This window comes from Hymenobacter nivis (genome assembly GCF_006439025.1).
GTDB lineage: Bacteria > Bacteroidota > Bacteroidia > Cytophagales > Hymenobacteraceae > Hymenobacter > Hymenobacter nivis_A.
Genome location: NZ_RCYZ01000011.1, coordinates 76,338 through 102,113 on the forward strand (window position 1 = coordinate 76,338; position 25,776 = coordinate 102,113).

Here is a 25,776-nt window from a genome sequence, read left to right on the forward strand (position 1 = left end):
AATGCTATTGCATTGTTTCGGTGGGGGCTGCGCAGCGGGCGCACCGCCCTTTCATGACCAAGCTGGTTTCCTGCACTTGGTACGCGCCGGGCAACGTGATGGCCGGCACGGCGACCGTGGGCAGGCAGCTGGTTTCRCGGCAGCTCGTGCAGAAAAAATGCACGTGCAGGTCTTGGTGCAGCTCGGGCGTGCAGGCCGGCTCGCAGAGGGCGTACTTGGCGGCCCCGCTGCCATCCTCAATGCGATGGGCCAGCCCTTTTTCGGTGAAGGTTTTCAGGGTGCGGTGCACGGTAACCCGGTCCACGGGCTGAAGCAGCTGCTCCACATCGGTTAGGCTCAGGGCCGCCGCGTGCTGCTGGAGCACCTGGAGCACGAGCAGGCGCATGGCCGTGGGCGCAATCTGCTTGGCGATGAGCAGGTCTTCTTGGGGGTGGGGCATGATGTTATTCTTCCTCTTCGGCGTTTTTAAGTTTGCCTAGCAGCGCATACGCGCCTTCGGTGACGAAGCGCAGGGGCTTGCCCTGCTCGGCGGCGGGCAGGTGGATTTCGGTGTAGCCGTCTTCGCTCACGCCCCGCGTGACGGGCACCATCCGGTAAGCGGCGGTGCCGGCTTTCGCCGCCGAACCGGCCGCCACGAAGACAAAGGCCTGCGCGCCGTACTGCACCACCGCCTTTTCGGGCAGGGTGGGCACCGTCACGCGGTTGGTTTCGATGACGGCCCGCACGAAGGTGCCGGGCAATAGCTGCTCGTCCTCTCGGTCGAGGTGGGCATGCACGCGCACGGTGCGCTCGTCGCTGATGGTCTTGCTGATGAGGTAGACGTGGGCCGTGCGCTCGCGGCTCACCGAGTCGTTGCCCAGCGAGAAGCGCACCAGCTGCTGCGCTTTCACCTGCGGAATGTCCTTTTCAAACACCGTCAGCTCGACGTGCAGGTGCTCGGGGTTCACGATTTCAAACAGCACGTCGGTCGGGGTCACGCTCTGGCCGATGCTCACGTTTACGGCTTTGACGTAGCCGCCTTTGGGGGCGCGCAAGGTGGCCGTGCTCACGATGCCCCCGCCGATGGGCAGGCCCGCCAGGCGCAGGCGGGCGGCCTGGGCGTTGGTTTTCACTTGCAGGGCCTCGTACTCGGCCTGGGCCCGCTGGTAGTTTTTCTGCGGGGCCACTTCCTGGCGGTACAGCTCGCCCTGCCGCTCGTACTCGGCGCGGGCGTACTTGAGCTGGCTGCGGGCTTCGAGGTAATCTTGCTGGAGTTGCACGAAATCGGGGTTGCGGATAACGGCCAGCACCTGGCCGGCGCGCACCCGCGAGCCTTGCAGCAGGTCGGTGCGGTCCACGAAGCCGCCCAGCGGGGCGCTGACCGAAACGAGGTTTTCGGGGGGCACGTCGAGCACGCCGTTCACTTTAAGGCCGCCGCTCATGGGCCGCTGGGTGAGGGCGCCCAGGCGCACGCCGCCCACCTGCTGCTCCGCCGTGGTGAGGGTCACGCGGTCAGGGGCGGCCTTTTCCGCCGCCTCCCCGGCGGCCTCGGTGGGTGCTTCTTGGTCTTTATCAAGGGAGGCTTCTTTTGCGCCGCAGCCGGCAAGCAGGCTGAGCAGCAAAGCATAGGTTGCTAGGATTCGCATGGGGCGGAGTTGAAGGAGGGGGCGGGTAGCCGGTTGGCTACTGAGCGCCTAAGAGGTATTCCAGCTCGATAACGGTCTGGTTGTGTTGCAGCAGGGCGTCGAGGTAGTCCAGACGCAGGCGGCGGGCGCGCTCCAGGTTGAGCAGGTATTCCGAGTAGCCGGTTTCGCCCGCCTTGTAGCCGATGGTGGACAAGCGGGTGATGATAGCGGCCTGGGGCAGGGCCGTGGCCTCGAAGTAGGCCAGGCGCTGCTGCTGCTCGCGGCGGCGGGCCAGCAGCTCATCAAGCTGGCCAGCGATTTCGGCCCGGTAGCGGTCGTAGCCGGCCTGGGCCACCTGCTCTTGCAGGCGGGCGGCCCGCACCCGCGCCTTTTGCGGACCGCGCAGCAAGGGCACGGCTACGCCCGCCTGCACGCCCTGGAAGCGGGCACCGGGGCCGAAGTAGCTTTCGGTGCCCGCCGCATCGAGGCGCTGGTAGCCAATGATGCTTTGGTTGAAGTAGCCGACCGTGAACTCGGGCAAGCCGGCGGCCCGGGCCACGCGGGTTTCGGCGCGGCGCTCTACTACCTGCTGCGCGAGAACCTGCGCCCGGGGATTGGTGGTCCGCAACAGCGTGTCGGCCAGCGCGGGCGCGGTGGTATCGGCCAGCAAGGCCGCGCCCAGCAAAGCCAGCGGGCGCAGCAGGCTGTCGGCCACGACCACGGCCGTGGGCACTTGCAGCAGGGCTTGCAGCTGGCGCTGGGCCACCCGGAAGTCGGTGCGGGCGGCCAGCAGCTGGGTGCGGATTTCGCCCTGTTGCACCAGGGCCGTGGCAGGTTCGAGACGGGCCGCTTCGCCGGTTTTAAAGCGCAGGGTGGCGGACCGGAGAAACTCGGTGTACACGCTGTCCTGCCCGCGCAGCACCCGCAGGCGGTGGCGGGCGTGCACGGCCTGCTCGTAGTTCAGGCGCACCTGGCGGCGCAATTCCGCCTGCACCTGCACCAGCTGGGCCTGCTGGCCGGCAATGCGGGCATCGGCCAGGCCAGCGGCGCTGCGGTACACGCCGGGCAGGGCCAGCGCCTGGGTGATGGAGAACTGGTTGTCCCGGTTCTGGGAATTGTACTGCCCGTAGCTGCCGGTTATCGTGGTGCGGCCGTAGTCGTAGGCCGTGTGGCGCACGGCCTGCTGGGCTTCGAGGGCGCGCTGGCCAGCCAGCACCGTGCCGTTGGTTTGCAAGGCCTGGGTCACGGCTTGGGGCGCGGTGAGCGGGCTTTGGGCCTGGCTTAGCAACGGCAACAGCAGCAGGAGCAGCGTCGCTACGGGGAGGCTTTTAGCGAGGGGCTTGCTGGCTTCGGGCGCGGGTTCCGCTGCCTTTTTCCGTTCCGAAAGCGCGTAGAGCACGGGTAGTACCAGCAGGGTAAGCAGCGTGGCCGACACCAGCCCGCCGATGACGACGGTGGCCAGCGGGCGCTGCACCTCGGCCCCGGCCGAGGTGGCCAGCGCCATGGGCAAAAAGCCCAGCGAGGCCACGGTGGCCGTCATCAGCACGGGCCGCAGGCGCACTTCGGTGCCGCGCAGGATGCGTTCGCTCAGGTCCGCAATTCCGTCGGCTTTCAGCTGGTTGAAGTAGCCAATCAGCACAATGCCGTTGAGCACAGCCACCCCGAATAGGGCAATGAAGCCCACTCCGGCTGAGATGCTGAACGGCATGCCGCGCAGCCACAGCGCGGCGATGCCGCCGATGGCCGATAGCGGAATGGCCGTGAAAATCATAACCGACTGCTTCAGCGAGCCGAAGGTGAAGAACAGCAGCACGAAGATGAGCACCAAGGCCACCGGCACGGCAATGCTAAGGCGGTCGGTGGCCTGGCGCAGGTTCTCGAACTGGCCGCCGTAAGTGGTGTAGTAGCCCGGCGCGAATTTTACCTGCCGATCGATTTTGCCTTGCAGTTCCTTAACGACGGTTTCCACGTCGCGACCCCGCACGTTGAAGGCCACCGTGATGCGGCGCTTGGCGTCGTCGCGCTGAATCTGGTTAGGGCCCTCGCGCAGTTCCACGCTGGCCACCTGCTCCAGCGGCACCTGCCGGCCGTTGGGGCCGGCGATGAACAGCCGGCGCACGCTGTTGATGTCCTTGCGCAGGTCCTGGCGCAGGCGCAGCACCAAATCGAAGCGGCGCTCCTGCTCAAACACCTGGCCGGCGGTTTCACCCGCGAAGGCCGTTTGCACGGTGCGGTTGACGTCGGCCACGTTCAGACCGAACTGCGCCAGGCGGTTGCGGTCGAGCTGCACCACGATTTGGGGCAGACCCGTGACCTGCTCGATGTACACGTCTTCGGCCCCGTCTACCTGGCGCACCAAGCGCCCGGCCTGCTGGGCGTAGTCGGCCAGCTGCTGCAAGTCCTCACCGTAGATTTTGAGCACCACGTCCTGCTTGGCCCCGGAAATCAGCTCGTTGAAGCGCATCTGGATAGGCTGCTGGAAGCCGAACGTGACGCCGGGCATCACCTTCAGGGCCTGGGCCATCTTGTCGGCCAGCGCCTCGCGGTTATCGGCCGACGTCCACTCCTTTTGGTCCTTGAGAATCACCATCACGTCGGCAGCCTCGACGGGCATGGGGTCGGTGGGAATCTCGCCCGCCCCGATTTTAGCCACTACTTCCTTGACTTCAGGAAACTGCTTTTTGAGGATGGCCCCGGCCTGTTGCGCCTGCTCGATGGTGTAGCTCAGGGAGCTGCCAGTGAGCGTGCGCATCTCGATAGCGAAGTCGCCTTCGCTGAGCGTTGGGATGAACTCGCCGCCGAGCGTGCGAAACAGGAAAAAGCTGCCCACCAGTAGGCCGATGGCAGTGAGCAGCACCACGGCTTGGTGGCGCAGCGCCCCTTCTAGCATGGGGWGATAGACCCGCGTGAAGAAGGCCATCATCCGGTCGGATAGCGTCTTTTTGTTCGCCGTGGACCGGCTCAGGGCCAGCGCCGACATCATGGGCACGTAGGTCAGACTCAGGATGAAGGCCCCGAGAATGGCAAAGGCCACGGTTTCGGCCATGGGCCGGAACATCTTGCCCTCGATGCCCGCCAGGGCCAGCAGCGGCAAATACACGATGAGGATGATGATTTCGCCGAACGCGGCCGACGAGCGGATTTTACTGGCCGCGTGGTAGGTCTCGTCGTCCATCTGCTCAGTATTAAGGCGGTTGCCCGGTACTTGCAGCTGCCCGCCGTGCAGGCGGTGAATGATGGCTTCGACGATAATCACGGCCCCGTCCACGATGAGGCCGAAGTCAATCGCGCCCAGGCTCATCAGGTTGCCCGACACGCCGAACAGGCGCATCAGACTCACGGCAAAGAGCATGGCCAGCGGAATGACCGAGGCCACCACCAGCCCGGCGCGCCAGTTACCGAGAAAGAGAACCAGCACGAAAATCACGATGAGCGCGCCCTCCAACAGGTTCTTGGTGACGGTGTGAATGGCCCGGTCTACCAGGTTGGAGCGGTCCAGAAACGGCTCCACGGTGACGCCTTGGGGCAGTGTTTTGCGGATGGTGGCCATGCGCGTTTTCACGTCCTTAATCACCTCGGCGGCGTTGGCCCCTTTGAGCATGAGCACCAGCCCACCGGTCACTTCGCCCTGGTTGTTGAGCGTCATCGCCCCGTAGCGCACAGCCGCGCCGTAGCGCACCTCGGCCACGTCGCGCACCAGCACGGGCAAGCCGGCGCGGGTACTGCGGATGACGATGTTGCCAATGTCGGCGGGACTCGTGGCCAGGCCTTCGGTGCGGATGAAGGCGGCGGTGGGGTTCTGGTCGAGGTAGGCCCCGCCGGCGTTCTGGTTGTTGGCGGCCACGGCCTGGTACACCTCGTTCACCGTGACGCCCAGCGAGCGCAAACGCTCGGGGTCGAGGGCCACTTCGTACTGCTTGAGCAAGCCGCCGAAGCTGCTTACGTCGGCCACACCGGGCGTGCCCAGCAGCTGGCGGCGGACTATCCAGTCCTGGATAGTCCGCAGCGCCGTGGCGTCGTACTTCTTTTCGTAGCCCGGCTTGGCGCGCACCAGGTACTGGTAAATCTCGCCCAGGCCCGTGCTGAGCGGGGCCAGCTCGGGGCGGCCGGTGCCGGCCGGAATCTGGCTTTCGGCTTCCTTGAGCCGCTCCGACACCTGGGTGCGCGCCCAGTAAATGTCGGTCTTGTCCTCAAAAACGACGGTGACCACCGAGAGGCCGAAGCGCGAAAACGAGCGGATTTCGGTCTGGCCGGGGATGGTGGCCATGGCCTGCTCGACGGGAAAGGACACCAGGCGCTCAATCTCTTGGGCGGCCAGCGACGGGGCCACGGTGTACACCACGACCTGGTTGCTGGTGATGTCGGGCAGCGCGTCAATCGGGAGCCGACTGAGCGAGTAGCCGCCCCAGGCCACAAGGGCCAGGGTCAGCAGCCCGATAATGAGTTTGTTATGGATAGAAAAATGAATCAGCCGGTCGAACATCCGTTGCTGGGGGTTAGGTCTAACGCTTCCGAAAAACCCTGCGGCGCGGCGGCCCCGGCCCAACGGGCGGCAGCGGCAGCGACATAACCCGGCCCGTGCGGAACGCACGAAGAAGGCGGCCGGCGCGCATACAGCGCCCAGCTACCCGGCGGGGTCAGCAGGAAAGAGAGGGGAAGGCTAGGCCTGCGGCGGTTGCCACACGTCACCGGCTATCCGCGTCGGGGCCGCCACGATGAGCGGGGCGTGACGTGAACCGGTGGCCCACTGGAGAGGCCTGGGAAAAGCCAGGGGAGTCGTCCCGAGCAGGGAGACTACCGCGCCGGCGCAGCAATGGCACTGGCACAGCGGCGAGCACCAGTCGCCCATATTGTGGCCACCGTCGGAATGCGAGCGGGCGCTGATGGTCGTTTGGGTCTGCTCCTCGCGCACCGGCACATCGTCGGCGCAAGGCAGGCACGAGAGGCAGGTGAGGTATAAGGAAAACAGCAGGGCAAACAGACGCATCGGGGGCAAAGGTAGCACCGGCAGCCCGGCGTCAACGGCAGCCAGTGGGAAAGGCATAGATAAGCAAGGCCTAGTTTAGAAACTGTGAGCCTGCTTCACTAACCCCGAATCTATATGGAAACCCAGCCCTGCTACGACCACAGCGCTACTCAGTCCTGCGGCGGCTAGCACCGAGCGTTCCTTTTAATACACCAACACTACACAGCCTTGCTCTGGTCAGAGCAGGTCGATTTTGAGAATATTGGCAAGCATAATGTGCTCAGAGAATTCTCCTCTGCATCATAATGACGAGTTTATAACGTTTATTAATATTAAACGGAGCATTAATTAACTTTACGTGAGTAAAGTAAGGCGCTGTTACAAAGGCGCCTTACCCTAGATTATATTGGTCTGTTTTAAAGGAAAACTTACAACTGCGCTGGCTCGTCAGACACGCCCCGATTGATGATGGGTAGAATCTGGTATAGCATCTCCTTAGGAGTACCCGACATGCCGCGCTTTTCCGCGTAGTTCTCTAGGAATAGGGCGAAGGGATGGATGCTCTGCATCTGCCGCTGCTCGTCCTCGGCCACGCTGATACCGGCCCAGGCCGGAGCACGTAGGTAAGCCACGTACTCTTCCAATACATCTTCAAACACCAGCCGCCCGTCGCGGAAATCCTCGTGGTAGGCCAGCAGCGTATCAGCGTCGATGATAATGAGCGGGCGCACGTTATGCACGGGTAGCCCTTCCTTCGCCAGCTTAGCCAATTCCTCCTGAAACCAGTCGTTGACGACCACGTTCAGGCCGGGCTGGTTATAGAGCCGGTCCTGTACCACCAGTACCGGGTAAATTATCAACTCGGCCGGGTCGAAATTGGCATCAAAAGGTAGCTTGTGGCGCAGCAGGCGCTTAACGTTGTTCGCCAGCTGCCGCGCGGCTTTGGGGTGCTGTTCTTCATCTTCGTAGAACTTTTTCTTTACCTCATCCAGGTACGTGGCGAAGTCGTGGCCGGCCTTGGCAACCTTGTTTACCCACACATCTTTCGATTCGAACAGCACAGCTCGGTTATCATGGCGGAAATAGTAGTCGGGCTCAGATTGCCCTTTCAACTGCCAGCCGTCGAAGATGGCCCGGCCGCTCAAGGCCAACCCCCGGCCCCGAAAAGTGGCATCCAACAGCATGTACATCAGGTATTGCTCCGAGAATAAGTCGCAGTACACCGAGCGCCAGTCGGGCTCCCGCTGGCCTTTCGGCAGAGTCCGGTTGGCAAGGGCGAACTGGAAGTACAAGCCTTTGTGCAGTGCCTCCAATACCAGCACGGGATAAACCAGCGCAAATGTGCCCGGCTCCTCTTCGCATAGCGGCGTAGTCCGCAAGCTAGTAAAGTCGGCTTGGTCTAACGGCATGTTTTCGGGAAGGGTAAAGTGCCGTAAGAAGGCGCGGTTGGCCTCAAAGTCAGCATCGGGGGTTACCTCTACCGCAATACGGCCGCGCTTCTTGGCCTGCATGACGGGCTTAATTACCCCGCTAAGCTTACGGAAGTACTCCGGCCAATCCTGGCATCCGAAGCGCTCTAAGAAAGCCTGCAAAAGGGGCTGAAATCGTGCTTCTGCCTCTATAAACTCGAAAAAGCGCACAGACTTAATGAGTTGCAACAAGGTAATATTGGGCAAGCGGTGATTAACCAACTCAAAGTCAGAGAAGGTACCCGCCAGCGCTAGCGCCGCTAACCGATGGGTTGGCAGCAGCCGATTAGCATCTGCCATGGCGTGGTCTTGCTGCCGAATGTATGGCCCATTCAACGTTAGACAGGCCTTATAAAGGTTTCGCTCGACCTCTGGGTAAGATTGTGTGTCCGCACAGTCGGGCAGTTCGAAGCAGTATCCATAAAGCTGAAGCACCACCTTGGGATGTAGAAAGTTGACCTTAGCCCCTGTGCGCTGGGCTAGGCTTGTCATTTTATGGTAAACTACCGATGCAAAGGGGCGATTATGTGGAGCAAAAATCTGCTCCATATCCGTTTTGTAGTCCCGCTCTGAAGCGGGCACTTGGCTTAGGTAACCTAGTAAATGGGCCACGCATTGCAGACGTCGCAGCCGGCTTATACCCGCTAGATAAGTTTCAATAGGTAAGCTGGCCTCATCGAATACGTCGGAGAAGTCAACGAGCAGTTGTCGGGTCATAAGCAAGGCAGGAGCTAGGAAGTAAGGTAAATGGCTCCTAACCCGATGAACAGTAAAAAACTGCCCGGCGTTAATTTTTCTTGTCTACTGCCCGCTGGCCTGCCGCCTGCCGATATGCTAGCAAGCGTTGTAGATAGAAGTACGGAGAGCGCACAGAGCATCTTAACTACCCTTCGCTTGCGCAGGAAACGCCATCCCCGCTTCGGAATACGTTGATTTAAGTACCGACGAAGCGCGTTTCAATGAAGAACTGGCAAGTCGCCTGGCGGAACGGGCTGAAGCAAGAATTCCGCTGCTTGCAACTGGTCTACTGAGTTAGGTAATGCTTTGCCACTCCATAGATAGTGAGCTAGGTTAGAATAAGCTTGAAAAATAGGTAGTGATTAGTAAAGTGAACGGCTACCTATTCTTGCACATAAGGACTGATAATGTTTACTTATCAGAATTGAGTTTAGCAACCTACCGCCGCAGACTTTAGGTACGATAAATGTTAAAAATCGTACTTGAGATGATTGCTTAATCTAGCTTGGACTTACTAGCAGATAAGCGAGAAGTTCACTCAGAAACCGATTCCACAAGACAACCCTCTCTGAGCTAAAGCGGAAGCATAACTGCGACCGACTGCCAATGTGCCTAGCGGCTGTGACTTCGACAGCAACAGCAAAGTCAACCGGATTCAGTTGCTGGAAGGGCACTTTCCAAAGCCGGCAAGTCGGTTGGTGAATAATAATAAAGGGGAAGAAAAAGCAGCTTATCCCGTTTCGTAAACGACGCTTCGCACCCGTTTTAGGTAGTGCTACTAAAAAGCGCAATTTTCGGAAGGGGTAAATGCGTTCCAGCTGCAGCTCTCAACTCTGCGAAGGAATTATGCGTTGGAGAGAGCCTATTCCCTCGCCACTTGCATGTCCTTATTTCATCGCATTACCTGGTTGCGCGTGGCGCTGGCCTGGGGCGTGTTTACCGTGTTCATGATGGTGCTCGACTACGGGCAGGCCATCACGGGGGCTACGCCGCTGCACTGGCGCACCGTCCTGCTAGGGCCCTTGATTTACGGGCTGCTTGGTACGCTGCTCACCCCGGTCGTCTTCCAGCTGGCCACGCGCTTTAACCTCACGGCGGGTCGCGCGCGTTGGCTGCCTTATCTGCTGGTGCATGCCGCCGCCAGCGTGGGGCTTACCATCATTTACCGGGGCCTGTACGTGGGGGCGCTGTACCTGGCCGGCGCGCCCGGCGGGCCGGTGTTGTGGGCAGCAGTGCTTTCGTCGGTCAACGTCTGGATTCTTATTTACTGGCTGCTGCTGTTCGTGGCCTACGCCCTGGACTACCACGACAAATGGCAGCGACGCAACCTGGATGCCGTGCGCCTGGAAATGCAGCTCGTGCAAGCCCAGCTGCTGGCCCTTAAGCAGCAGCTCAACCCCCACTTTCTCTTCAACACGCTCAATGCCATCGCCACGCTCATCGGCGATGAGCCCCAGAAAGCGCAGCGCATGACGGCCAAGCTCGGCGAGTTTTTGCGCATGGTACTCGACCACACCGAGTCGCAGCAGGTGCCCTTGGCGCAAGAACTGCACTTCATCGAGCTCTACCTGGAAATGGAGCAGGTGCGCTTTTCCGACCGACTCGCCGTCACCTACCAGATAGCCCCGGCGGTCTTGCCCGCCCTCATTCCGCACCTGCTGCTCCAGCCGCTGGTCGAAAACGCCGTGCGCCACGGCCTGAGCGCAGGCGGCCAGGGCCGGCTGCACATCCAGGCCGACCGCCGCGATGGGCAACTGGTGCTGGAAGTGCGCGACTCGGGCCCCGGTCCGGCCCCGGCCAGCCCCTGGGGCGTGGGCCTCACCAACAGCGAGCAGCGGCTGCGCGCCCTCTACGGCGACCGCTACGTGCTGGCCCTGCGCCCGGCGCCCGGCCAAGGCACGAGCGTACACCTGGAACTGCCTTTTTTGACCTAGCCCCTCCCAACGCTCTTGAAACCTATTCGCGCCCTGCTGGTAGATGATGAACCCCTGGCCCGTCGTCGCATTGGGCAGTTGCTGGCCGAGCGGCCTGATTTTGCCATCCGGGGCGAGTGCAGCAACGGTACGGAAGCCATAGCGGCCCTCACCGAAGATGAGGGCATTGACCTGGTGTTTTTGGACGTGCAGATGCCGGACTTCAGCGGCTTGCAGGTGCTGCAACGCGTGCAGCACTTACCGCAGCTACCGCTTATTGTATTCGTGACGGCTTACGACCAGTACACGCTGCAAGCCTTTGAGCACCACGCCGTCGACTACCTGCTCAAGCCCCTGGACCCGGACCGGTTTGCGCGCTGCCTGGCGCACGTGGCTCAGCGCGTGGCGCGACCATCGGTGGAGCCGCTGCAGCAGCAGCTCGCCACGTTGCTGCGCACCCTGCCGCCGGCGCCCGCCGCCCCCGCTTTTCCCACCCAGCTACTCATCAAGCAGCCAGGCCGCTACTACTTCGTGCCCACCGCGCAGGTGCAATACCTGGAAGCGGCGGCCAACTACGTGACGGTGCACACCTCCGGGGCCGAGCACGTGCTGCGCGCCACCCTGAGCCAGCTGGAACGGCAGTTCGACCCAGCCCAGTTTCTGCGCATCCACCGCTCGCTCATTGTCAACGTGCAGCAGGTCAAAGAGCTGCACCCCTGGGCCCACGGCGAGTTTTTGCTAACCCTGCACGACGGCACGCACCTGAGTTCCTCCCGCAGCTACAGCGAGGGCTTGCAGCAGTTTCTCAAGCAGTTCATTTCCTGAAATAAGGTGGGCCACTTATCCCCATAAAGAAGCAGTTCATCCCGGCTAACGGCCATCTCGTCCCTACGCCGTAGGCATTAAGACGCGCCGCCGTATGCGCTAGCCTAGCCCTGCCTATTTCAATCATATGAACCACCTACCTGTTACCCAACCCACGCCGCGTCAGCTGAAGCAGCGCCTAGCCCGTTTGCTCGTGCTCGCCGCCTGCGCCACTACCGTAGGAGCCCCGCTGGCGTCGTGCAAGAAAGACGGTGACTCATCGCCGAGCCTTGTCCAGCCCACCACTGCCAAGCCCGCTTACGCACCTAACGAGAACGACCAGATGTGGGCCGTTGTCGAGCAATTCATTGCCTTCAACGACCCGATGCTGCCCACGCTTTCGGCCCGCCAGGCCCGCATGACGCACAGCGTAACGGACGCCGTAAACGCGCTGCTGGCCAAGAACAACCGCAGCGCCCCGGCGGCCGCCGTTACCGTCAGCCAGATGGTGCTGCCCAAAGCCTACACCGCCGCCTCGGCCCCCGACGGCGTGCCGGTGCGGGTGTACAAACCCACGGCCGTGGCCACCGGGGCCCGCCCGGCCATCGTTTACTACCACGGMGGCGGTTGGGTGATTGGCTCGCTCGACGTGTACGAGCCCTCGGCGCAGGCCCTGGCCGAGCGCACCGGAGCCATCGTATTTTCGGTGGATTACCGCCTGGCCTCCGAAACGGCCAACAAGTTTCCGGCCGCCCACGAGGACGCCTACGCGGCCTACAAGTACGTGCGCGACAACGCCGCCGCCCTCAACGTGAACCCCGCCAAAATTGCGGTGGCCGGCGAAAGCGCGGGCGGCAACATGGCCGCCGCCGTGTGCATCCTGGCCCGCGAGCGCGGCGTGACCTTGCCTGTGCACGAATTGCTGGTGTACCCCGTGGCCGACAACAACCTGACCACGACTTCCTATACGACCTACGCCAACGCGGTGCCGCTGAGCAAGGCCAATATTCAATATTTTACGGGCTTGTACTTCAACACACCCGCCGATGGCGACAACCGCCTGATTTCACTGGTTGATGTGGCCGACCTGCGCGGCCTACCGCCCACCACCATCATCGCCGCCGAAATCGACCCCCTCCAAACAGAAGGCATGACCCTGCGCGATAAGCTCACCACCGCCGGCGTAAGCGTGCAGTACCAGCTCTACGCGGGCACGACCCACGAGTTCTTCGGCACCTACGCCGTGGTGCCCCCGGCCAACGACGCCCAGGATTTTGCCGCCACCCGCCTGAAGGCCGCTTTTCAATAACCGTCCGTATCTCCTCTAATTTCTGCTCCATGTCCCTGCCTACCAGCTACGTTCGCTTCGCCGACGGCGTTGAAGAAATCCAGCCCAACGAAGACCAGCTCGGCTCCGATACCGTGGCCTCGATGGCGCGGGTTGCCCGCATGATGTTCGAGAAGAACCGTCATGCCATCCGTGATGCCCACGCCAAAAGCCACGGCATTCTGCGCGGCGAATTGCAGCTCTACCCCAACCTGCCCGAGCACCTGGCCCAGGGCATGTTCAAGGAAACCAAAACCTTCCCGGTTATCATCCGGCTCTCGACCTCGCCGGGCGCCATCCAGCCCGATAACCAGCCCGCCGTGAAGGGCTTCGGGCTGAAAATCATTGGGGTAGAGGGCAAGAAGTTTCTGGCCGAAGAGGCGGATGCCCTTACCCAGGACTTCCTGATGGTCAACGATACCATCATCCCGACCGGCGACGTGAAAAGCTACCACGATATGCAACTGCGCATCGAGAAGCTAGCCCACGGCCCCGAAATCGTCCAAACCGTTATCAACGAAGTGGGCGTAGTCGTTGACAAGGCACTGGAGGCCCTAGGCACGAAGAAGGAGTTGCCGATGGTGGTGCAAGCGCACCCCAACCACCACATGCTGGGCGAAACCTACACCACGCTCGGCGCTATCCGCTACGGCGACTACGTAGCTAAAATCAGCGTAGCCCCGCTTTCGGAAAACTTAAAAGCCCTGGTCGGCAAGGAGATGGACGTATCGGAACCGGGGGCCTACCGCGACATGGTCGTGGATTTTTTCAAAAGCCAGGGGGCCGAGTACGAGTTGCGCGCCCAGCTCTGCACCGACCTGAAAACCATGCCCGTGGAGGATGCCTCTATCGACTGGCCCCAGGACCAGAGCCCCTACCAGGCGCTGGGCAAAATCGTGCTGCCGGCCCAGGACGCCTACAGCCCCGCCCGCCGCGTGTACGCCGACGACGTGCTCTCCTTCAACCCCTTCCATTGCCTACCCGAGCACCTGCCGCTGGGCTCCATCAACCGGGTGCGCATCAAGGCCTACGCCTCGTCGAGCAACTACCGCCACGCCACCAACGCCGTGGCCAAGGTGGAGCCGACTGATATCAACCAGTTGCCTGATTAAGTCGTAGGTCCACTTATTAGCTGGGGTGTTACGCCCGCTAGTACAAAATGGCTGGGCTTACTCGGCTTGTACGCCAACGCCGCTTTCCTGCTTAGCCTCCCCTTTTGTAGCCACCAAATACTTTCTCCGTCTGGCGCTGCGCTTCCTACTCCACCTTACCACTGGCCCATGTCCACCTTTCATTCCTTGCGGGTACCCGCGCTCGTCGCATCGGGCCTCGCCCTAGTTGCGGCAGTAGCCTGCAATAGCGGCGGCAGTTCCACGGCTACCACCGACTCGCCCACTACCGCCCACGAGGCCGTAGGCGACACCACCACCAACGGGGCTACCAGCACGGCACTGCACGCGGGCAGCATCGAAGCGGGCCGCGACGTGTACCGCTACGAAACCTTCGGGGACGAGGGCTTCTGGACCGACGCCGCCCGGATGCCCCAAGGCATGAAAACCGCCAAGCTGACGGTGCTGCAAGCGCTACAGGCTGGGGTAAGTTTTGATGCCGATGCCATCCCGGCGGCCCTCAGAACGGCCTTGGCCAGCGAAGTAAAGACGGACCACTCGCCCGCCAAAGCGCCTAAGCTCAACGACCCCAGCATTCTGGACCAGCTCGTGAAAGCCAACGCCGTTATCGGCATGGTGCCTAAGGGCGGTAAGGTGGGCGTGACGTGCGCCCTGTGCCACGCCATCACCGACAAGTCGATGTATGAGCTCACGGACAAAGGCACCATCGGCAAGCGCATTGACGGGCCGACGCCGCACACGCTGAACGTCGGCAAACTACTRGCTACCTGCGATAATACCCGCGCCTTCTTTACCACCGCGCAGCTGGTAGGCCCCGATGGCAGCACCATCGGCCGTGCCCCCAAGGGCCTCACCGCCAAATCGACGGAAGCCGAGTTTGATGCTTACTTCAGCAACCCGAAGTACTACCCCGTCGGCACGTTCGACGACTCGCCCGATGGCAATGGCAACTCGATTCACATCACGCCTTTCTTCCGCCAGGATTTGGCCGCGCCCTATGGCTCGTCGGGCCAAAACAGCGATTTGAACGACTTTAACAACACGGTGTACACCGCCCTATTCGACCAGAGCAACTTGCTCTCGCCAGGCGGGATGCAGTTCATCCACGGCCTTGGCGCCACAGCCGGCGACTCGATGCTGGCGGGCTATAAGCGTGTGCTGGCCGCCACTGGCGTCACGGGCTACCCCTACGTGACGGCCCACATGCAGGGCAAGCCTGGTGACCCGCCCACGCCCACCGGCAAGCGCGTCGACGAGCAGAAGCTGCGCGACCTGCAAGCCTACGTCAACAGCCTGCAAGCCCCCAAAGGGGTAGTAGCCAATGCTGCGCTGGTTGAGAAAGGCCGCGCCCTGTTCGTCTCGCAGAAGTGCACGGACTGCCACAACACCAACCAGGGTATCGCAGTGCAGAGCAAGCTCGTGCCGATGAACGTGATTTGGCCAGCCTACGCGCCCAAGGTAATTGCCCAGCGCAAGCCCCCGCTCACGCCCATCCAGAATTCGCCCGGCACCTTCGATGATAAGATGGTGGTAGTTGATGCCAGCCCCGGCGGCGGCATTCGCGGCAATGCCTTGCCGCTGCTGCTGGACTTGGCCCGCAAGCCCGTGTTCCTACACGACGATTCGGTGCACAGTCTCGACGAACTATTCGATGCCAAGCGCGGCAAAACTGCCCCGCATCCCTTCTACGTCGTTACGCCCGCGCAACGAGCAGAGCTGGTGGCGTATATGAAGAGCTTGGATACGGACAGCAAGTAGCGTCCCGAATGTAAAGCCTTGGCTGGTCGGCTTCGGCTCGACTCCCCTTTTTAAAGTCCTCCCTGCCCCTAGGGGCAAGGAGGACTTTTGGGTTTCAGGTGATTTTGAGAAGCAAAACTCGGGTGCGCTAACAGGTGTACGCTTACCATACAAGTGAACCAGCTGTAAATAGAGAGATGCTTAGTGATGCTGGTAACATAAGGACTGATAAGACACTATTATCAGCAGTGAGTTAGACAACCCGACGCCGAGGACTCTAGGTACGATAAATGCTCAATACGGATAGCCCCAGCCTTTGTAAGAAGGTCGGGGCTATCTGTTTAGCGAAGCGTAAACGCTCCGTTTCAAGTAGAGACTGCAAATGGTGTAGAGAGGCACTTCCTAACGTTTACGGGGGCGGCCCGCGTGCAGAAAGTGCTGCCCGCAAGCCAGCGCTTACGCCGATTGCGGAATAATACTAATCATGTCGTCTTCGCTGGGCTCCGGGGCAGGCTTTAGCTCCAGGGCTTGGTCAGCTTGCACCCGGCGGTGGCGCTGCCTGGGGGGCAACGCCACCGCTTCCCCGGTGGCTAGCGACTGCTCGACGGCGGCCAGCACGCGCACATCCAGCAGTCCTTCCTTCCCATCAGCTTCCGGGTGCTGGTCGTGGAGAATGCAATCGGAGAAGTATTGTGTTTCGTTGCCAAACTGCTCGACCGGCTTGAACGCGTGCGTCTGGCTGCCTTCCTTGGTTTTCTCCACGTATGAGATGCCCACCTTGGGCCCAAACCCAAAGCAGGGCGAGGCGTACACCGTGGCCTTGGTGCCGACCAGGGTGAAGCTCTCGGCCGCCGCCGTTGCGTAGCTAACGGTGAACTGGGCGGTGCGCTCGCTGGCAAAACGCAGGGTCACGGCTACCGTATCGTGAAAATTGAAGCCCCGCGTCGGCGTCTTCGTGCCGACCGCATACACGCTTATAGGCTCCTCGCCGAAGAGGTTGCGCACCGCGTTGAGCGGATAAGTGCCCATGTCAGGCACTGGCCCACCCCAATAGCCATTGTGACCGCGAGAGTTGGCTTCCGCTACGTCCTGGGTGAAGGTAGCAGTAAAGGCCCGCAACTCGCCAAAGTCCCCGTTTTGGGCCCGTGTAAAGAGTTCCACGTTGCCGGGCTCGTGGTGCAGGCGATAAGCAACCATGAGTTTAGCTCCGCTTGCTTGCTGCGCGGCCAGGATTTGTTCGGCTTCGGCTACGCTCGAGGCCATGGGCTTTTCCAGCAGCACGTGGATACCGGCCTCCAGCGCGGCTACCACGAAGGGGGTATGCAGGGCATTCGGGGTAGCCACGTACACGGCGTCGATTTCGCCGGAAGCCAATAGTGGCCTTGGTTAAAAGTTTGGTACAAAAGTTAAACGGGCGGGTTACTGGGGGCTGGTTTGCGGTGGGCGTGAATCACCACTTTGCGATGGCGTAAATACTTGTAAAGGGTAACTTTGGAGATGTGCAAGCGCTGGGCAATCTCATTCACCCCGAGTTGCTGCTCGCGGTAGAGGGTTTCGGCGATGATGGCCGTGCGCTCCGCTTCTTCGGAAAGGCCCCGTTGGCGACCACCCACCCGGCCCCGCGCGCGGGCCGAGGCCAGCCCGGCGTGGGTGCGCTCGCGAATGAGCTCGCGCTCAAACTCGGCCAGCGAGGCAAATAGATTAAACACGAGGCGGCCCTGGGCCGAGGTCGTGTTGATGGCATCGGTGAGCGAGACCAGCCCCACGCCCAGTTGCTGCAAGTCACCGACTACCTTCAGCAGGTGGCGTAGCGAGCGCCCAAGCCGGTCGAGCTTGTAGATGTAAACCGTGTCGCCGGTGCGCAACTGCGTCAGCAGCCGCTCCAGCTCCGGGCGGCTGGCGCTCGCGCCGGACACCTTCTCCTGGTAGATGGTTTCGCAGCCGGCCTTATTCAAGGCATCGAGTTGCAGTTCCAGGTTCTGGTCGCGGGTCGAGACGCGGGCGTAGCCGATTTTCATGGGGTAAAGTACAGGTTATGCGTTACGAAGATACCCTTTTCTGTACTTTGATTGCTGAACAAGTTTTCTGAACCAAATCGGCGGCTTTTGGGGCCAGTTACCCGGTCGGCAGGTGGTCAGCTTAGTTGTTCACTAAAACGTTCGTTTCACTGAACAAGCCAGCGGGCTACTTTTAGGATTTGCTCTCCCCTAATGGCCCGCCACCTACCCTTGCTCGATGCGACTCAACGTCGCGCCTTCGACCAGCCGCCTGTTTTCAATCAGCCCCAGCGGCAGCTCTTCTTTGCCTTGCCCGACTGGGCCACCCAATTTCTGGCCACGCTGCTGGCCCCGCACAGCCGGGGCGGCTTCGTGCTCCAGGTCGGCTACTTCAAAGCCACCGGGCGCTTCTTCCCGGCCGACCGGTTTCTGGCCGCCGATTGCGCTTACGTGCAGCAGCGCTACCACCTGGGAGAGGTCGAGTGGGCGCGCTACGACAAGGCCACCCGCTTCCACCACCGGGAGTATATTCTGCAGCAATTCGGGGTGCTGTCCTTCGAGCAGGCCGAGGCCGCCGTGCGCCAGCAGGTGACGCATTTTGCCCGCCAGCAAATGAACCCAGTGGCCGTGTTCCACTCGGCGGCCGATTATATCCGCGCCCATCGCTGGGAAGTGCCGACCTACGCGGCGCTGGCTGGCCTCGTCACCGAGGCCTTTCGCACGGTCGAGCAGCACCTCACCACCCAGCTAGCCCACCACCTGACGCCCGCCGTGCGCCAGCAGCTGGATGCCCTGTTCACCACACCCGAAGAAGCGCCGGCCCACTCCCACCGCCCCTACCGGCTCACCACGCTCAAGCGCAGCCTGGAGGTGATGCGCCCGATGGCTATCCGCGCCAATGTGCAGGACTACGCCGTACTCCAAGCGCTGTTTACCCACGTGTACCCCGTGGTGCAGGCGCTGGACTTATCGGAGGAAGTGGTGCGCTACTACGCCCGCTACGTCGAGCGGACGCAGGTTTTTCAGGTGCAGCAGCAGGCCGATAAGAAATACCTGATGGTGCTTTGCTTCGTGGTCTATCAGTACTACCAGGTCGGCGACCTGCTGACCGAGACCCTGTTGCAGGCCGTGCAGACCCACCGCAACGCTGCCCAGCGCGAGACCCAGGAGCGCGTCTACCGCCAGCAGCAGGATACGGCCGGCCAGCTGCGCCAGTTGCTCGAGGGCGTGGTGAGCCACAGCGCAGCGCTGGCGCAACTCGAAGCGGTGGCTTTTTCATTTGCCCGCACCAACGAGGAGAAGGTAGCGGCCCTGCTGGCCTGGCTGCAAACCCCGGCCGTGGCGGCCTTCGGCCAGTTGGGCCAAACGGCCCAACAGCTACGCAAAGGAGGGGGGGGCAGTAGCACCGGCCCCTACTACCAGATTATCGAGGAGCGCTCCCGGACGCTCCAGCGCCGACTGGGCGAGATTCTGCGCAGCGTGGCCTATGAAGGCGCGGCCGATAGCCMCCTGGCGCAGGCCCTCACCCAGTACCGGGCGCGGGACGGACAGGTAAGCAGCCAGCCGCCAACTACCTTTTTGAAAGCAGCCGAGCGGACTGCCCTGGCGCAGGCCGAAAGCCCCGTTTCCCTGTACAAGGCCCTGCTAGCGGGCCACGTGGCTGACCACCTGAAAGCCGGCAAGCTGAACCTGGCCCACTCGCTGCGCTACCGCCCCTTCGACACCTACCTGCTCGACGCGGCCACCTGGGAGCGACAGCGGGAGGAGTTGCTGGTCCAGACGGACCTGACCCACCTGCGCGAGCCGGGGCCCTGGTTGGCCGAACTGCAAGCCAAGCTGGCCACCGCCTTCGCCCGCACCTGCGAGCGGCTGGACGCCGGCACCAACCCCGGTGTGCGCCCGCGTGCCAATGGGCGACCCCGCTTCCTGACCCCCGCCCGACCGGTGGAGCAGGATGCGCCCGCCACCCGGCCGCTGTTCCCAGGACCAGGGCTGATTTCGTTGCACGAGGTGTTGCATACCGTCAACCAGGAGTGTCACTTCACGGACTGCCTCACGCATTGGAGCCCCCGTAATCGGCCTCCCCGGCCCGCGGAGCGGGTGTTCTTCGCTGGCCTCATGGCCTACGGCTGCAATCTGGGGCTGACGCGCATGGCCCACGCCACCAAGCACGTAGCGCTCGCCACGCTGGAAAACACCGTCAACTGGTACTTCTCGCTCGACAACCTGCGCCGGGCCAATGACGCCGTGGTGGCCCTGACCGGCAAGCTGCCCGTGAGCCGCCTCTTCAAACGTCACCCCGAGGTGGTGCACACCTCCTCCGATGGCCAGAAATACTACGTGGCCGTCGACTCGATTCACGCCACCCATTCCTACAAGTACTTCGGCCAGGAGAAGGGCATCGTTTCCTACGGCTTTCTGGACGACCGCCACCGGCTCTTCTACTCCACCACCTTCAGCTCGTCCGAGCGCGAGGCCGCCTATCTGGTCGATGGGCTGCTGCACAATGACGTGGTGGAGTCCACCATCCACAGTACGGATACCCACGGCTTCACGGAAGTCAACTTCGCGCTCACCGCCTTCCTGACCATCGAGTTTGCGCCCCGCATCCAGTCGTTTCAGGACCAGCAGCTCTACGCCTTCGCCGGGATGGACGTACCGGACCTGACGGCCWACGGCCTGGCCCCGGTCAAGTATATCGACCAGGGCCTCATCGAGGCCCAGTGGGACACGCTCCTGCGACTGGTGGTGAGCCTCAAGCAGAAGCAGGTAACGGCTTCCACCCTGCTGCGCCGGCTTAACTCTTATTCCCAGCAGCACCCCCTCTACCTGGCCTTACGCGAGCTGGGCCGGGTGGTGCGTACCGAGTTTTTGCTGCGCTACATGGACGACCAGAGCCTGCGCAAGCGCATTGATGACCAGCTAGATAATCTCGAAAGCACGCATACGTTCGCCCGGGCCGTGTTCTACGGCCAAAACGGGCAGATTCCCTACGCCGGCAAGGAAGAGCAGCAACTGGCCGATGCCTGCAAACAGCTCGTGCAGAACACGATTGTGTGCTGGAACTGTCTCTACCTCAATCAGTACCTATTCCAGGCCCCGGCGGCCGAGCGCCAGTCGGTGGCCAACGCCATCGCCGCCAGCTCGCCCGTGAGTTGGCAGCACATCAACCTGCACGGCGAGTTTGACTTCTCCGACGACGCCCTCAAAGATTCGCTCCGCTTCGATATCGAGGCCCTGCTGGCCTTCAACTGGGAGCAAAACCCTGACCCGCCCGTTTAACTTTTGGACCAAACTTTTAACCAAGGCCAATAGTGCACTATACTGTTCGTATGACCACGCCTTGATGTCGTATTGACCGGCGAGTTCGTCAGCCTTCACCGGGTCCCCGGTCACCAGCGCCGCAAGTTCTGAGTTATTGGTGCGCGCAATGCCGGGCATAAATGCCTGCTGTGCAATCTGCCCGCCCCCCACGACGGCGTAGCGTATTTTCTTCGAGTGCTCGAACATAACTAGTGACTGTTTAAGTAATGAAGCCCCGCCCGACCAATCCTGGTGGACCTATGAAGCCTCCATTTTTTGGGTGGACGTGCTCGAACTTAGGTGCAGGCACCTGCGCGTGGGGCCAAGCTTACCAAGCCATCGGTGGCCGAGAGCGCCGGTAGGCTGACTGGTGAAGGCGGCTACGAGGCGCACTCCTAGTCGCAGCATTGAGCACCAGTCGGCGGCCGCCAGGCGGGAGAATGCCGGTCACATCCGGCCCTTTATACGGCATCCTGGGGCGGGCGTTTCCGCAAGGCCTGGTAAACTTCCTGGCGCAGCAGGCCAGCGGTAGCCGAAACCTGGCAGCTTGAGCGAGGCGTAAAGCAGCACTCCTTGCTTGAGAATTATATAGCCGGAAATCCTTCGCTCACTTTCCCCGCCTTGCCTAGCTGGCACTACCTAACTAAGTAGCCAGCTTGCTTGGGCAATGACTTAAGCTGCGTCGATTTTCCCGGTGAGCTATAAAAGCAGAGATTATAGCAAACGCAACCTTTCTTTCCCGCAGGTTTAGGTATCATAATGGTTACAAATGATACCTTTCTGACGAGTGACCATCCTTCTCGCGCTGGGCTAGGCACCTACTTTTGCCCCGTGCCTATTCCCGCTGACCACCGCCTGACCTTAGTATATGCCATCATCCTGGTCGATGTGCTGGTCGGAACCGCCATTGGGCCCGTCATGCCCGACTTTGTGCGCGGGCTCGCCCAGCCGCAGGTTTGGCTCTCGGTGGGCACCGGCCTCTTTCTGGGCGTGCAATTGGTGGCGGCGCCCTTGCTGGGGCGGCTCAGCGACGGCTACGGCCGCCGGCCCATTTTCATCGTTTCGGCCATCGGTACGCTGCTGGCCACGGGGCTGCTGCTGCCGGTGCGGGCCAGTGCCTACCTTGCCAACCGCGTCTCCGACGGCCTGACCAATGGCTTGTACGCCACGGCCCGCTCGGCTATTACCGATGTGTCGTCCCCCGAGCGGCTGTTCCGCAACCAGGGCCTGGAGGGCGCCCTTGTTTCGCTGGGCTTCGTGCTGGGGCCGCTGGCAGCGGGCCTGCTACTCACGGTTTTGCACGTGCCGGTGGGCCAGCAGGCTACCTACGTGGTGCGCTTGGCCGTGGGGCTGGCGGCGCTCAACGTGCTGCTCAGCTGCTTGCTGCCCGAAACCATTCGCCAGCGCAATGCTGTGCGGGGGGCCGAGCTGCGCGCCGAGTTGGCTCGCAGCAGCAACCCGCTCACCTTATGGGCGCGCTTGCGGGCCAAGGAAGCCACCAACCCCGGTACCCAGCGCCTGGTGCTCACGCAGGTCGCCTTCACCCTGAGCGCGGGCTACTATTTCTACTTCATCCCGTTTCTGAGCCAGGGCCCCTTGCAGCTGGACGCCCGGGAGATTTCCTATCTGTTCATCTTTTTTGGCGGGCTCAGCATTGTCTTCAACTACGGGTTCTTCACCTACCTCGCCGACCGCCTGCCCCAGCGCCGCAGCGTGGTGTGGCTGGCAGTGCTGGGCACGCCCGTGCTGCTGAGCTACGGGCTAGTGGGCACCTCAAAGCTGGCCTTTTACGGGGTAGTGGCGCTCGATTGTGCCACACTGTCGCTCCTTCCTGGCCTATTGGAGGGCCGCCTGGCGCGCCACACTACGGAGGCCGACCGGGGCGAGGTGTTTGGCCTCAACCAGGCCTTTCAGTCGCTGGCCAGCGTGGCCACGACCATGGTTTTTGCCAGTTTATCGGTGCTCGATTTGCGCCTGCCCTGGGGCTGGTTTGCCCTGTGCCTGGCCGTCGTGGCCGGGCTGGCGGCGCGGCCCGAGCCCGCCTGGCGTGTTGCTCCCTTCCTGCCGCATAGGCTAGCAGAAAAGGATGGGTTGTTCTAAAGGAGGTTCAGGGTTACCATTCAGAAAGGAGACTCTAGGTACGATAAGAGTTAAAAATCGAACCTGAGTCGTAGCTGGGCCACCTCAATCAGGAAAGGAATAGGCGGAAGCTATGAGGGGGGAAGGGATGGCCAGCCGGTGAAGAGGATAGTTAAAGCCGATTATATCCGGCAGTACTCTAAAGAGTACGATAAGGGCCGCGAACGCGACGGGTCAGCTGCTGGTCCTGGAAAGGCAGTAGTTTCTATTGGCTGCTTTCGTCCCTGCGGGACAGTTCTCCGTTGTAGGGGGAGCCGGGCACCGCCGTTCCGACTGACCGGTAGGTACCGCCCGGCGGCTACTTCCTTATTTCCCTTCCCCTGCTGCTATTTTATGAACCTGCACTTCGTTCGCCGCGGCACCGGCCGCCCCCTGTTACTAGTTCACGGCATCGGCGGCAGCTGGCGGTCTTGGAACACCTTGCTCGACGCCCTGGCCGCCGAGCGCGACGTCATTGCCGTGGACTTGCCCGGCCACGGCGAAACCCCTCAGCTAACCGGCGAAAACTCGATCGCCACCTTGGCCGACGCGGTGACGGGCTTTCTCACCCAGCACGACCTGCTGGACATTGATGCCGTGGGCAGCTCCATGGGCGCGCGCCTGGTGCTGGAGCTGGCCCGGCGCGGCGGGGTGCTCGGCGCGGTGGTCTCCCTGGACCCGGGCGGCTTCTGGCAGGGCTGGCAGATTCCCTTTTTCTACCATTCGGTGGACCTGTCGGTCAAGCTCGTGAAAGCCCTGCAACCGGTGATGCCCGCCCTGGCCGGTTCGGCGGTGGGGCGCACGCTGCTGCTGCCCCAGTTCTCGGCCCGGCCCTGGGCCGTGGATGCGCAGCAGGCCATCGACGAGATGCACTCGTTCGCTCACTCGCCCGCCTTCGATGAATTGCTCGACCAGCTGGCGCACGGTCAAGTGCAGCAGCCCGCGCCCCAGGGCAGCATCCCCGGGCCCCTGGTCATCGGCTGGGGCCGGCAGGACCGGGTGTGTTGGCCGAGCCAGTCGAAACTGGCCCTGGAGAAATTCCCCGATGCGCGCCTGTATTGGTTTGAGCACTGTGGTCACTTTCCACAGTGGGACCAGCCCGCCGAAGCCGCTCGCCTGATTCTGGCTGTGACCAGTCGCCAGCCCTTCACCGATGAGTCCATTGCCCAGGCGAAACCAGTAAAGGCAGCGCCCGCCTTGCCCAAAGCGGCCGTCGTAGGGGCCGCCCTGGCGCTGGTGGCTGGTGGCCTCTGGCTGCTGTCATCGCGTCGAACCCCAGGAAGTCCTCGTGACGCGGGGACCAGGTAGGTAGGGAGAAGGTAACGCGGCTCCCTATTTCTTCTTTCGAGTACCAGTTAAACAAGTCCTAGCTGCTCCTATTATATAAAGGTCACTCGGCGGCTGTATGCTTACTCACTAGCGGAAGCCGTTCGTGTAAGCGCTGGACCTGCTTCTGGTTAAAGGTTCCTCCCCGTGGGGCGGTAAAGCCGAGGGCATTCAACTCCCCCGCCAGTTGGCGAAAGCTCACCCCCTGCGCCCGACGGGACGCAATAAAGGCCGCCGTTTGCCGCAGGCCCGGGTGCTGCTGTAGGTGGGCTCGCCGCACGAGTAGGCTCTGCTCACGGGCCGCCGCCGTTAGATTAGCGGGCGTGCCTAACTGAGCGCCCCGCGCCTTCTTGGCGGCGAGCGCATCCTTGGTGCGCTTCGAAATGGTCTCGCGCTCGTGCTGGGCAAGTACGGCGAAGAGGCCCACGGTAAGGGTGTTCGCATCGGGCATGTCGCAACACACAAAATCCACCCCCGAGTCACGCAGGGTCAGGATGAAACTCGCATTGCGCGATAACCGGTCAAGCTTGGCGATAAGGAGTACTCCGCCCGCTGCGCGGGCCGCGGCCATTGCGGCGAGCAGTTGCGGGCGTTGGTTCTTTTTGCCACTCTCCACTTCGACATACTCGCCCTGCGGTTGCTCTCCTTTCAGGAAGCTGACCACGGCTGCCTGCTGCGCTTCGAGCCCGAGACCGGAGGCGCCTTGCTGCTTGGTTGAGACGCGGTAGTAGGCAAAATAGGCGGGCATGACAGAAAGACGGGCGCGTGGGAAGGGCTTTTAGGTAAAGATAGGAGGTATAGTCATTTGTTAAACGTCCGTTTAACTTTTGTGACAAGATGTGCTTTTGGGGTAGTTTTGTACCAATGACCACCTTTGTCGCCTACTTCCGGGTGAGTACCGTCCGCCAAGGGCAGTCCGGGCTCGGACTTGAAGCCCAGCAGGCCGCTGTGCAAAACTTCCTGCGCGGCGATGCCCAACTCGTGGCGACCTTTCTCGAAATTGAGAGCGGCAAGAAAAACGAGCGTCCCCAATTGCAAGCGGCCATCGCCTGCGCTCGACAGGAAGATGCCGTGCTACTCGTGGCCAAACTGGACCGGCTCGCGCGCAACGTCGCCTTCTTAGCTGCGCTTATGGAAAGCCGCGTGCGCTTCCAGGCCGTCGACTTGCCGGCGGCCGATGAGTTTACCCTCCACATCATGGCGGCCGTGGCCCAGAAAGAGGCGTCGGCCATTTCTACCCGCACCCGTGATGCGCTCGCCGCGAAGAAGGCGCGTGGGGCGCAGCTAGGTACGCCAGCTAATTTGACTCAGGCGGCACGGGAGAAATCATGGGCGGCCATGACT

16 protein-coding genes and 1 pseudogene are annotated in these 25,776 nt (G+C 62.0%); 9 read left to right on the plus strand and 8 right to left on the minus strand.

Annotated elements, in window-relative coordinates; genetic code table 11:
• Nucleotides 1-4: 4 nt before the first annotated feature.
• The 5 genes from EAH73_RS20755 to EAH73_RS20775 form a co-directional block, all read right to left on the minus strand.
• Nucleotides 5-439 carry a Fur family transcriptional regulator gene (locus tag EAH73_RS20755; protein WP_140469349.1) on the minus strand — a complete coding sequence of 145 codons (435 nt, stop codon included), beginning with the start codon at nt 437-439 and terminating at the stop codon, nt 5-7.
• Between the two features lie 4 nt (nt 440-443).
• On the minus strand, nt 444-1,625 hold the full coding sequence (locus EAH73_RS20760; protein WP_140469350.1) for an efflux RND transporter periplasmic adaptor subunit: 1,182 nt from the start codon (nt 1,623-1,625) through the stop codon (nt 444-446).
• A 37-nt stretch (nt 1,626-1,662) separates the two neighbouring features.
• Nucleotides 1,663-6,087, minus strand: coding sequence for a CusA/CzcA family heavy metal efflux RND transporter (locus EAH73_RS20765; RefSeq protein WP_140469351.1), 4,425 nt, complete (start codon nt 6,085-6,087; stop codon nt 1,663-1,665).
• 177 nt (nt 6,088-6,264) lie between these two features.
• Nucleotides 6,265-6,591 (minus strand): DUF6660 family protein, encoded by a 327-nt coding sequence (locus tag EAH73_RS20770; RefSeq protein ID WP_317129404.1) that lies wholly within the window; start codon nt 6,589-6,591, stop codon nt 6,265-6,267.
• Between the two features lie 407 nt (nt 6,592-6,998).
• Nucleotides 6,999-7,979 carry a hypothetical protein gene (locus tag EAH73_RS20775; protein ID WP_140469353.1) on the minus strand — a complete coding sequence of 327 codons (981 nt, stop codon included), beginning with the start codon at nt 7,977-7,979 and terminating at the stop codon, nt 6,999-7,001.
• A gap of 1,679 nt (nt 7,980-9,658) precedes the next feature.
• Between EAH73_RS20775 and EAH73_RS20780 the strand changes: the two genes are divergently transcribed.
• From EAH73_RS20780 to EAH73_RS20800, 5 genes are all read left to right on the plus strand, one after another.
• Nucleotides 9,659-10,711, plus strand: a complete 1,053-nt coding sequence (locus EAH73_RS20780; protein WP_140469354.1) for a sensor histidine kinase — start codon at nt 9,659-9,661, stop codon at nt 10,709-10,711.
• A 15-nt stretch (nt 10,712-10,726) separates the two neighbouring features.
• The gene (locus tag EAH73_RS20785) at nt 10,727-11,515 is read left to right on the plus strand and encodes a LytR/AlgR family response regulator transcription factor (RefSeq protein ID WP_140469355.1); all 789 of its coding nucleotides are present in this window, start codon (nt 10,727-10,729) and stop codon (nt 11,513-11,515) included.
• Nucleotides 11,516-11,642: 127 nt separating this feature from the next.
• Nucleotides 11,643-12,803, plus strand: coding sequence for an alpha/beta hydrolase (locus tag EAH73_RS20790; protein ID WP_140469356.1), 1,161 nt, complete (start codon nt 11,643-11,645; stop codon nt 12,801-12,803).
• Nucleotides 12,804-12,832: 29 nt separating this feature from the next.
• A complete protein-coding gene (locus EAH73_RS20795) occupies nt 12,833-13,933 on the plus strand; it encodes a catalase family protein (RefSeq protein ID WP_140469357.1) in 1,101 nt (366 codons plus the stop codon).
• A 168-nt stretch (nt 13,934-14,101) separates the two neighbouring features.
• Nucleotides 14,102-15,709, plus strand: a complete 1,608-nt coding sequence (locus EAH73_RS20800) for a hypothetical protein (RefSeq protein ID WP_140469358.1) — start codon at nt 14,102-14,104, stop codon at nt 15,707-15,709.
• Between the two features lie 435 nt (nt 15,710-16,144).
• Here the strand turns inward: EAH73_RS20800 and EAH73_RS20805 are convergent, their stop codons facing one another.
• A complete protein-coding gene (locus tag EAH73_RS20805) occupies nt 16,145-17,062 on the minus strand; it encodes a Gfo/Idh/MocA family protein (protein WP_140469359.1) in 918 nt (305 codons plus the stop codon).
• A gap of 47 nt (nt 17,063-17,109) precedes the next feature.
• A pseudogene (locus EAH73_RS20810) lies at nt 17,110-17,706 on the minus strand (recombinase family protein); the annotation flags it as partial.
• Nucleotides 17,707-17,898: 192 nt separating this feature from the next.
• Between EAH73_RS20810 and EAH73_RS20815 the strand changes: the two are divergent.
• From EAH73_RS20815 to EAH73_RS20825, 3 genes are all read left to right on the plus strand, one after another.
• Complete coding sequence (locus EAH73_RS20815; protein WP_140469361.1) at nt 17,899-20,967, plus strand: Tn3 family transposase; 3,069 nt, start codon at nt 17,899-17,901, stop codon at nt 20,965-20,967.
• 852 nt (nt 20,968-21,819) lie between these two features.
• Nucleotides 21,820-23,088: an MFS transporter gene (locus tag EAH73_RS20820; protein ID WP_317129403.1), complete on the plus strand. Its 1,269-nt coding sequence runs from the start codon at nt 21,820-21,822 to the stop codon at nt 23,086-23,088.
• Between the two features lie 372 nt (nt 23,089-23,460).
• Nucleotides 23,461-24,414, plus strand: a complete 954-nt coding sequence (locus tag EAH73_RS20825) for an alpha/beta fold hydrolase (RefSeq protein WP_140469363.1) — start codon at nt 23,461-23,463, stop codon at nt 24,412-24,414.
• Between the two features lie 82 nt (nt 24,415-24,496).
• Here the strand turns inward: EAH73_RS20825 and EAH73_RS20830 are convergent, their stop codons facing one another.
• Nucleotides 24,497-25,180 carry a recombinase family protein gene (locus EAH73_RS20830; RefSeq protein ID WP_140469364.1) on the minus strand — a complete coding sequence of 228 codons (684 nt, stop codon included), beginning with the start codon at nt 25,178-25,180 and terminating at the stop codon, nt 24,497-24,499.
• A 116-nt stretch (nt 25,181-25,296) separates the two neighbouring features.
• Here EAH73_RS20830 and EAH73_RS20835 point away from each other — a divergent pair.
• Nucleotides 25,297-25,776 (plus strand): recombinase family protein (locus tag EAH73_RS20835; RefSeq protein ID WP_140469365.1); only part of this gene is annotated, 480 nt, incomplete at its 3' end.

Coding starts and splice junctions, on each gene's coding strand:
- EAH73_RS20760 (WP_140469350.1), bottom strand. CDS start 1,625: ATGCGAATCCTAGCAACCTATGCTTTGCTGCTCAGCCTGCTTGCCGGC.
- EAH73_RS20770 (WP_317129404.1), bottom strand. CDS start 6,591: ATGCGTCTGTTTGCCCTGCTGTTTTCCTTATACCTCACCTGCCTCTCG.
- EAH73_RS20775 (WP_140469353.1), bottom strand. CDS start 7,979: ATGCCGTTAGACCAAGCCGACTTTACTAGCTTGCGGACTACGCCGCTA.
- EAH73_RS20780 (WP_140469354.1), top strand. CDS start 9,659: ATGTCCTTATTTCATCGCATTACCTGGTTGCGCGTGGCGCTGGCCTGG.
- EAH73_RS20795 (WP_140469357.1), top strand. CDS start 12,833: ATGTCCCTGCCTACCAGCTACGTTCGCTTCGCCGACGGCGTTGAAGAA.
- EAH73_RS20825 (WP_140469363.1), top strand. CDS start 23,461: ATGAACCTGCACTTCGTTCGCCGCGGCACCGGCCGCCCCCTGTTACTA.
- EAH73_RS20830 (WP_140469364.1), bottom strand. CDS start 25,180: ATGCCCGCCTATTTTGCCTACTACCGCGTCTCAACCAAGCAGCAAGGC.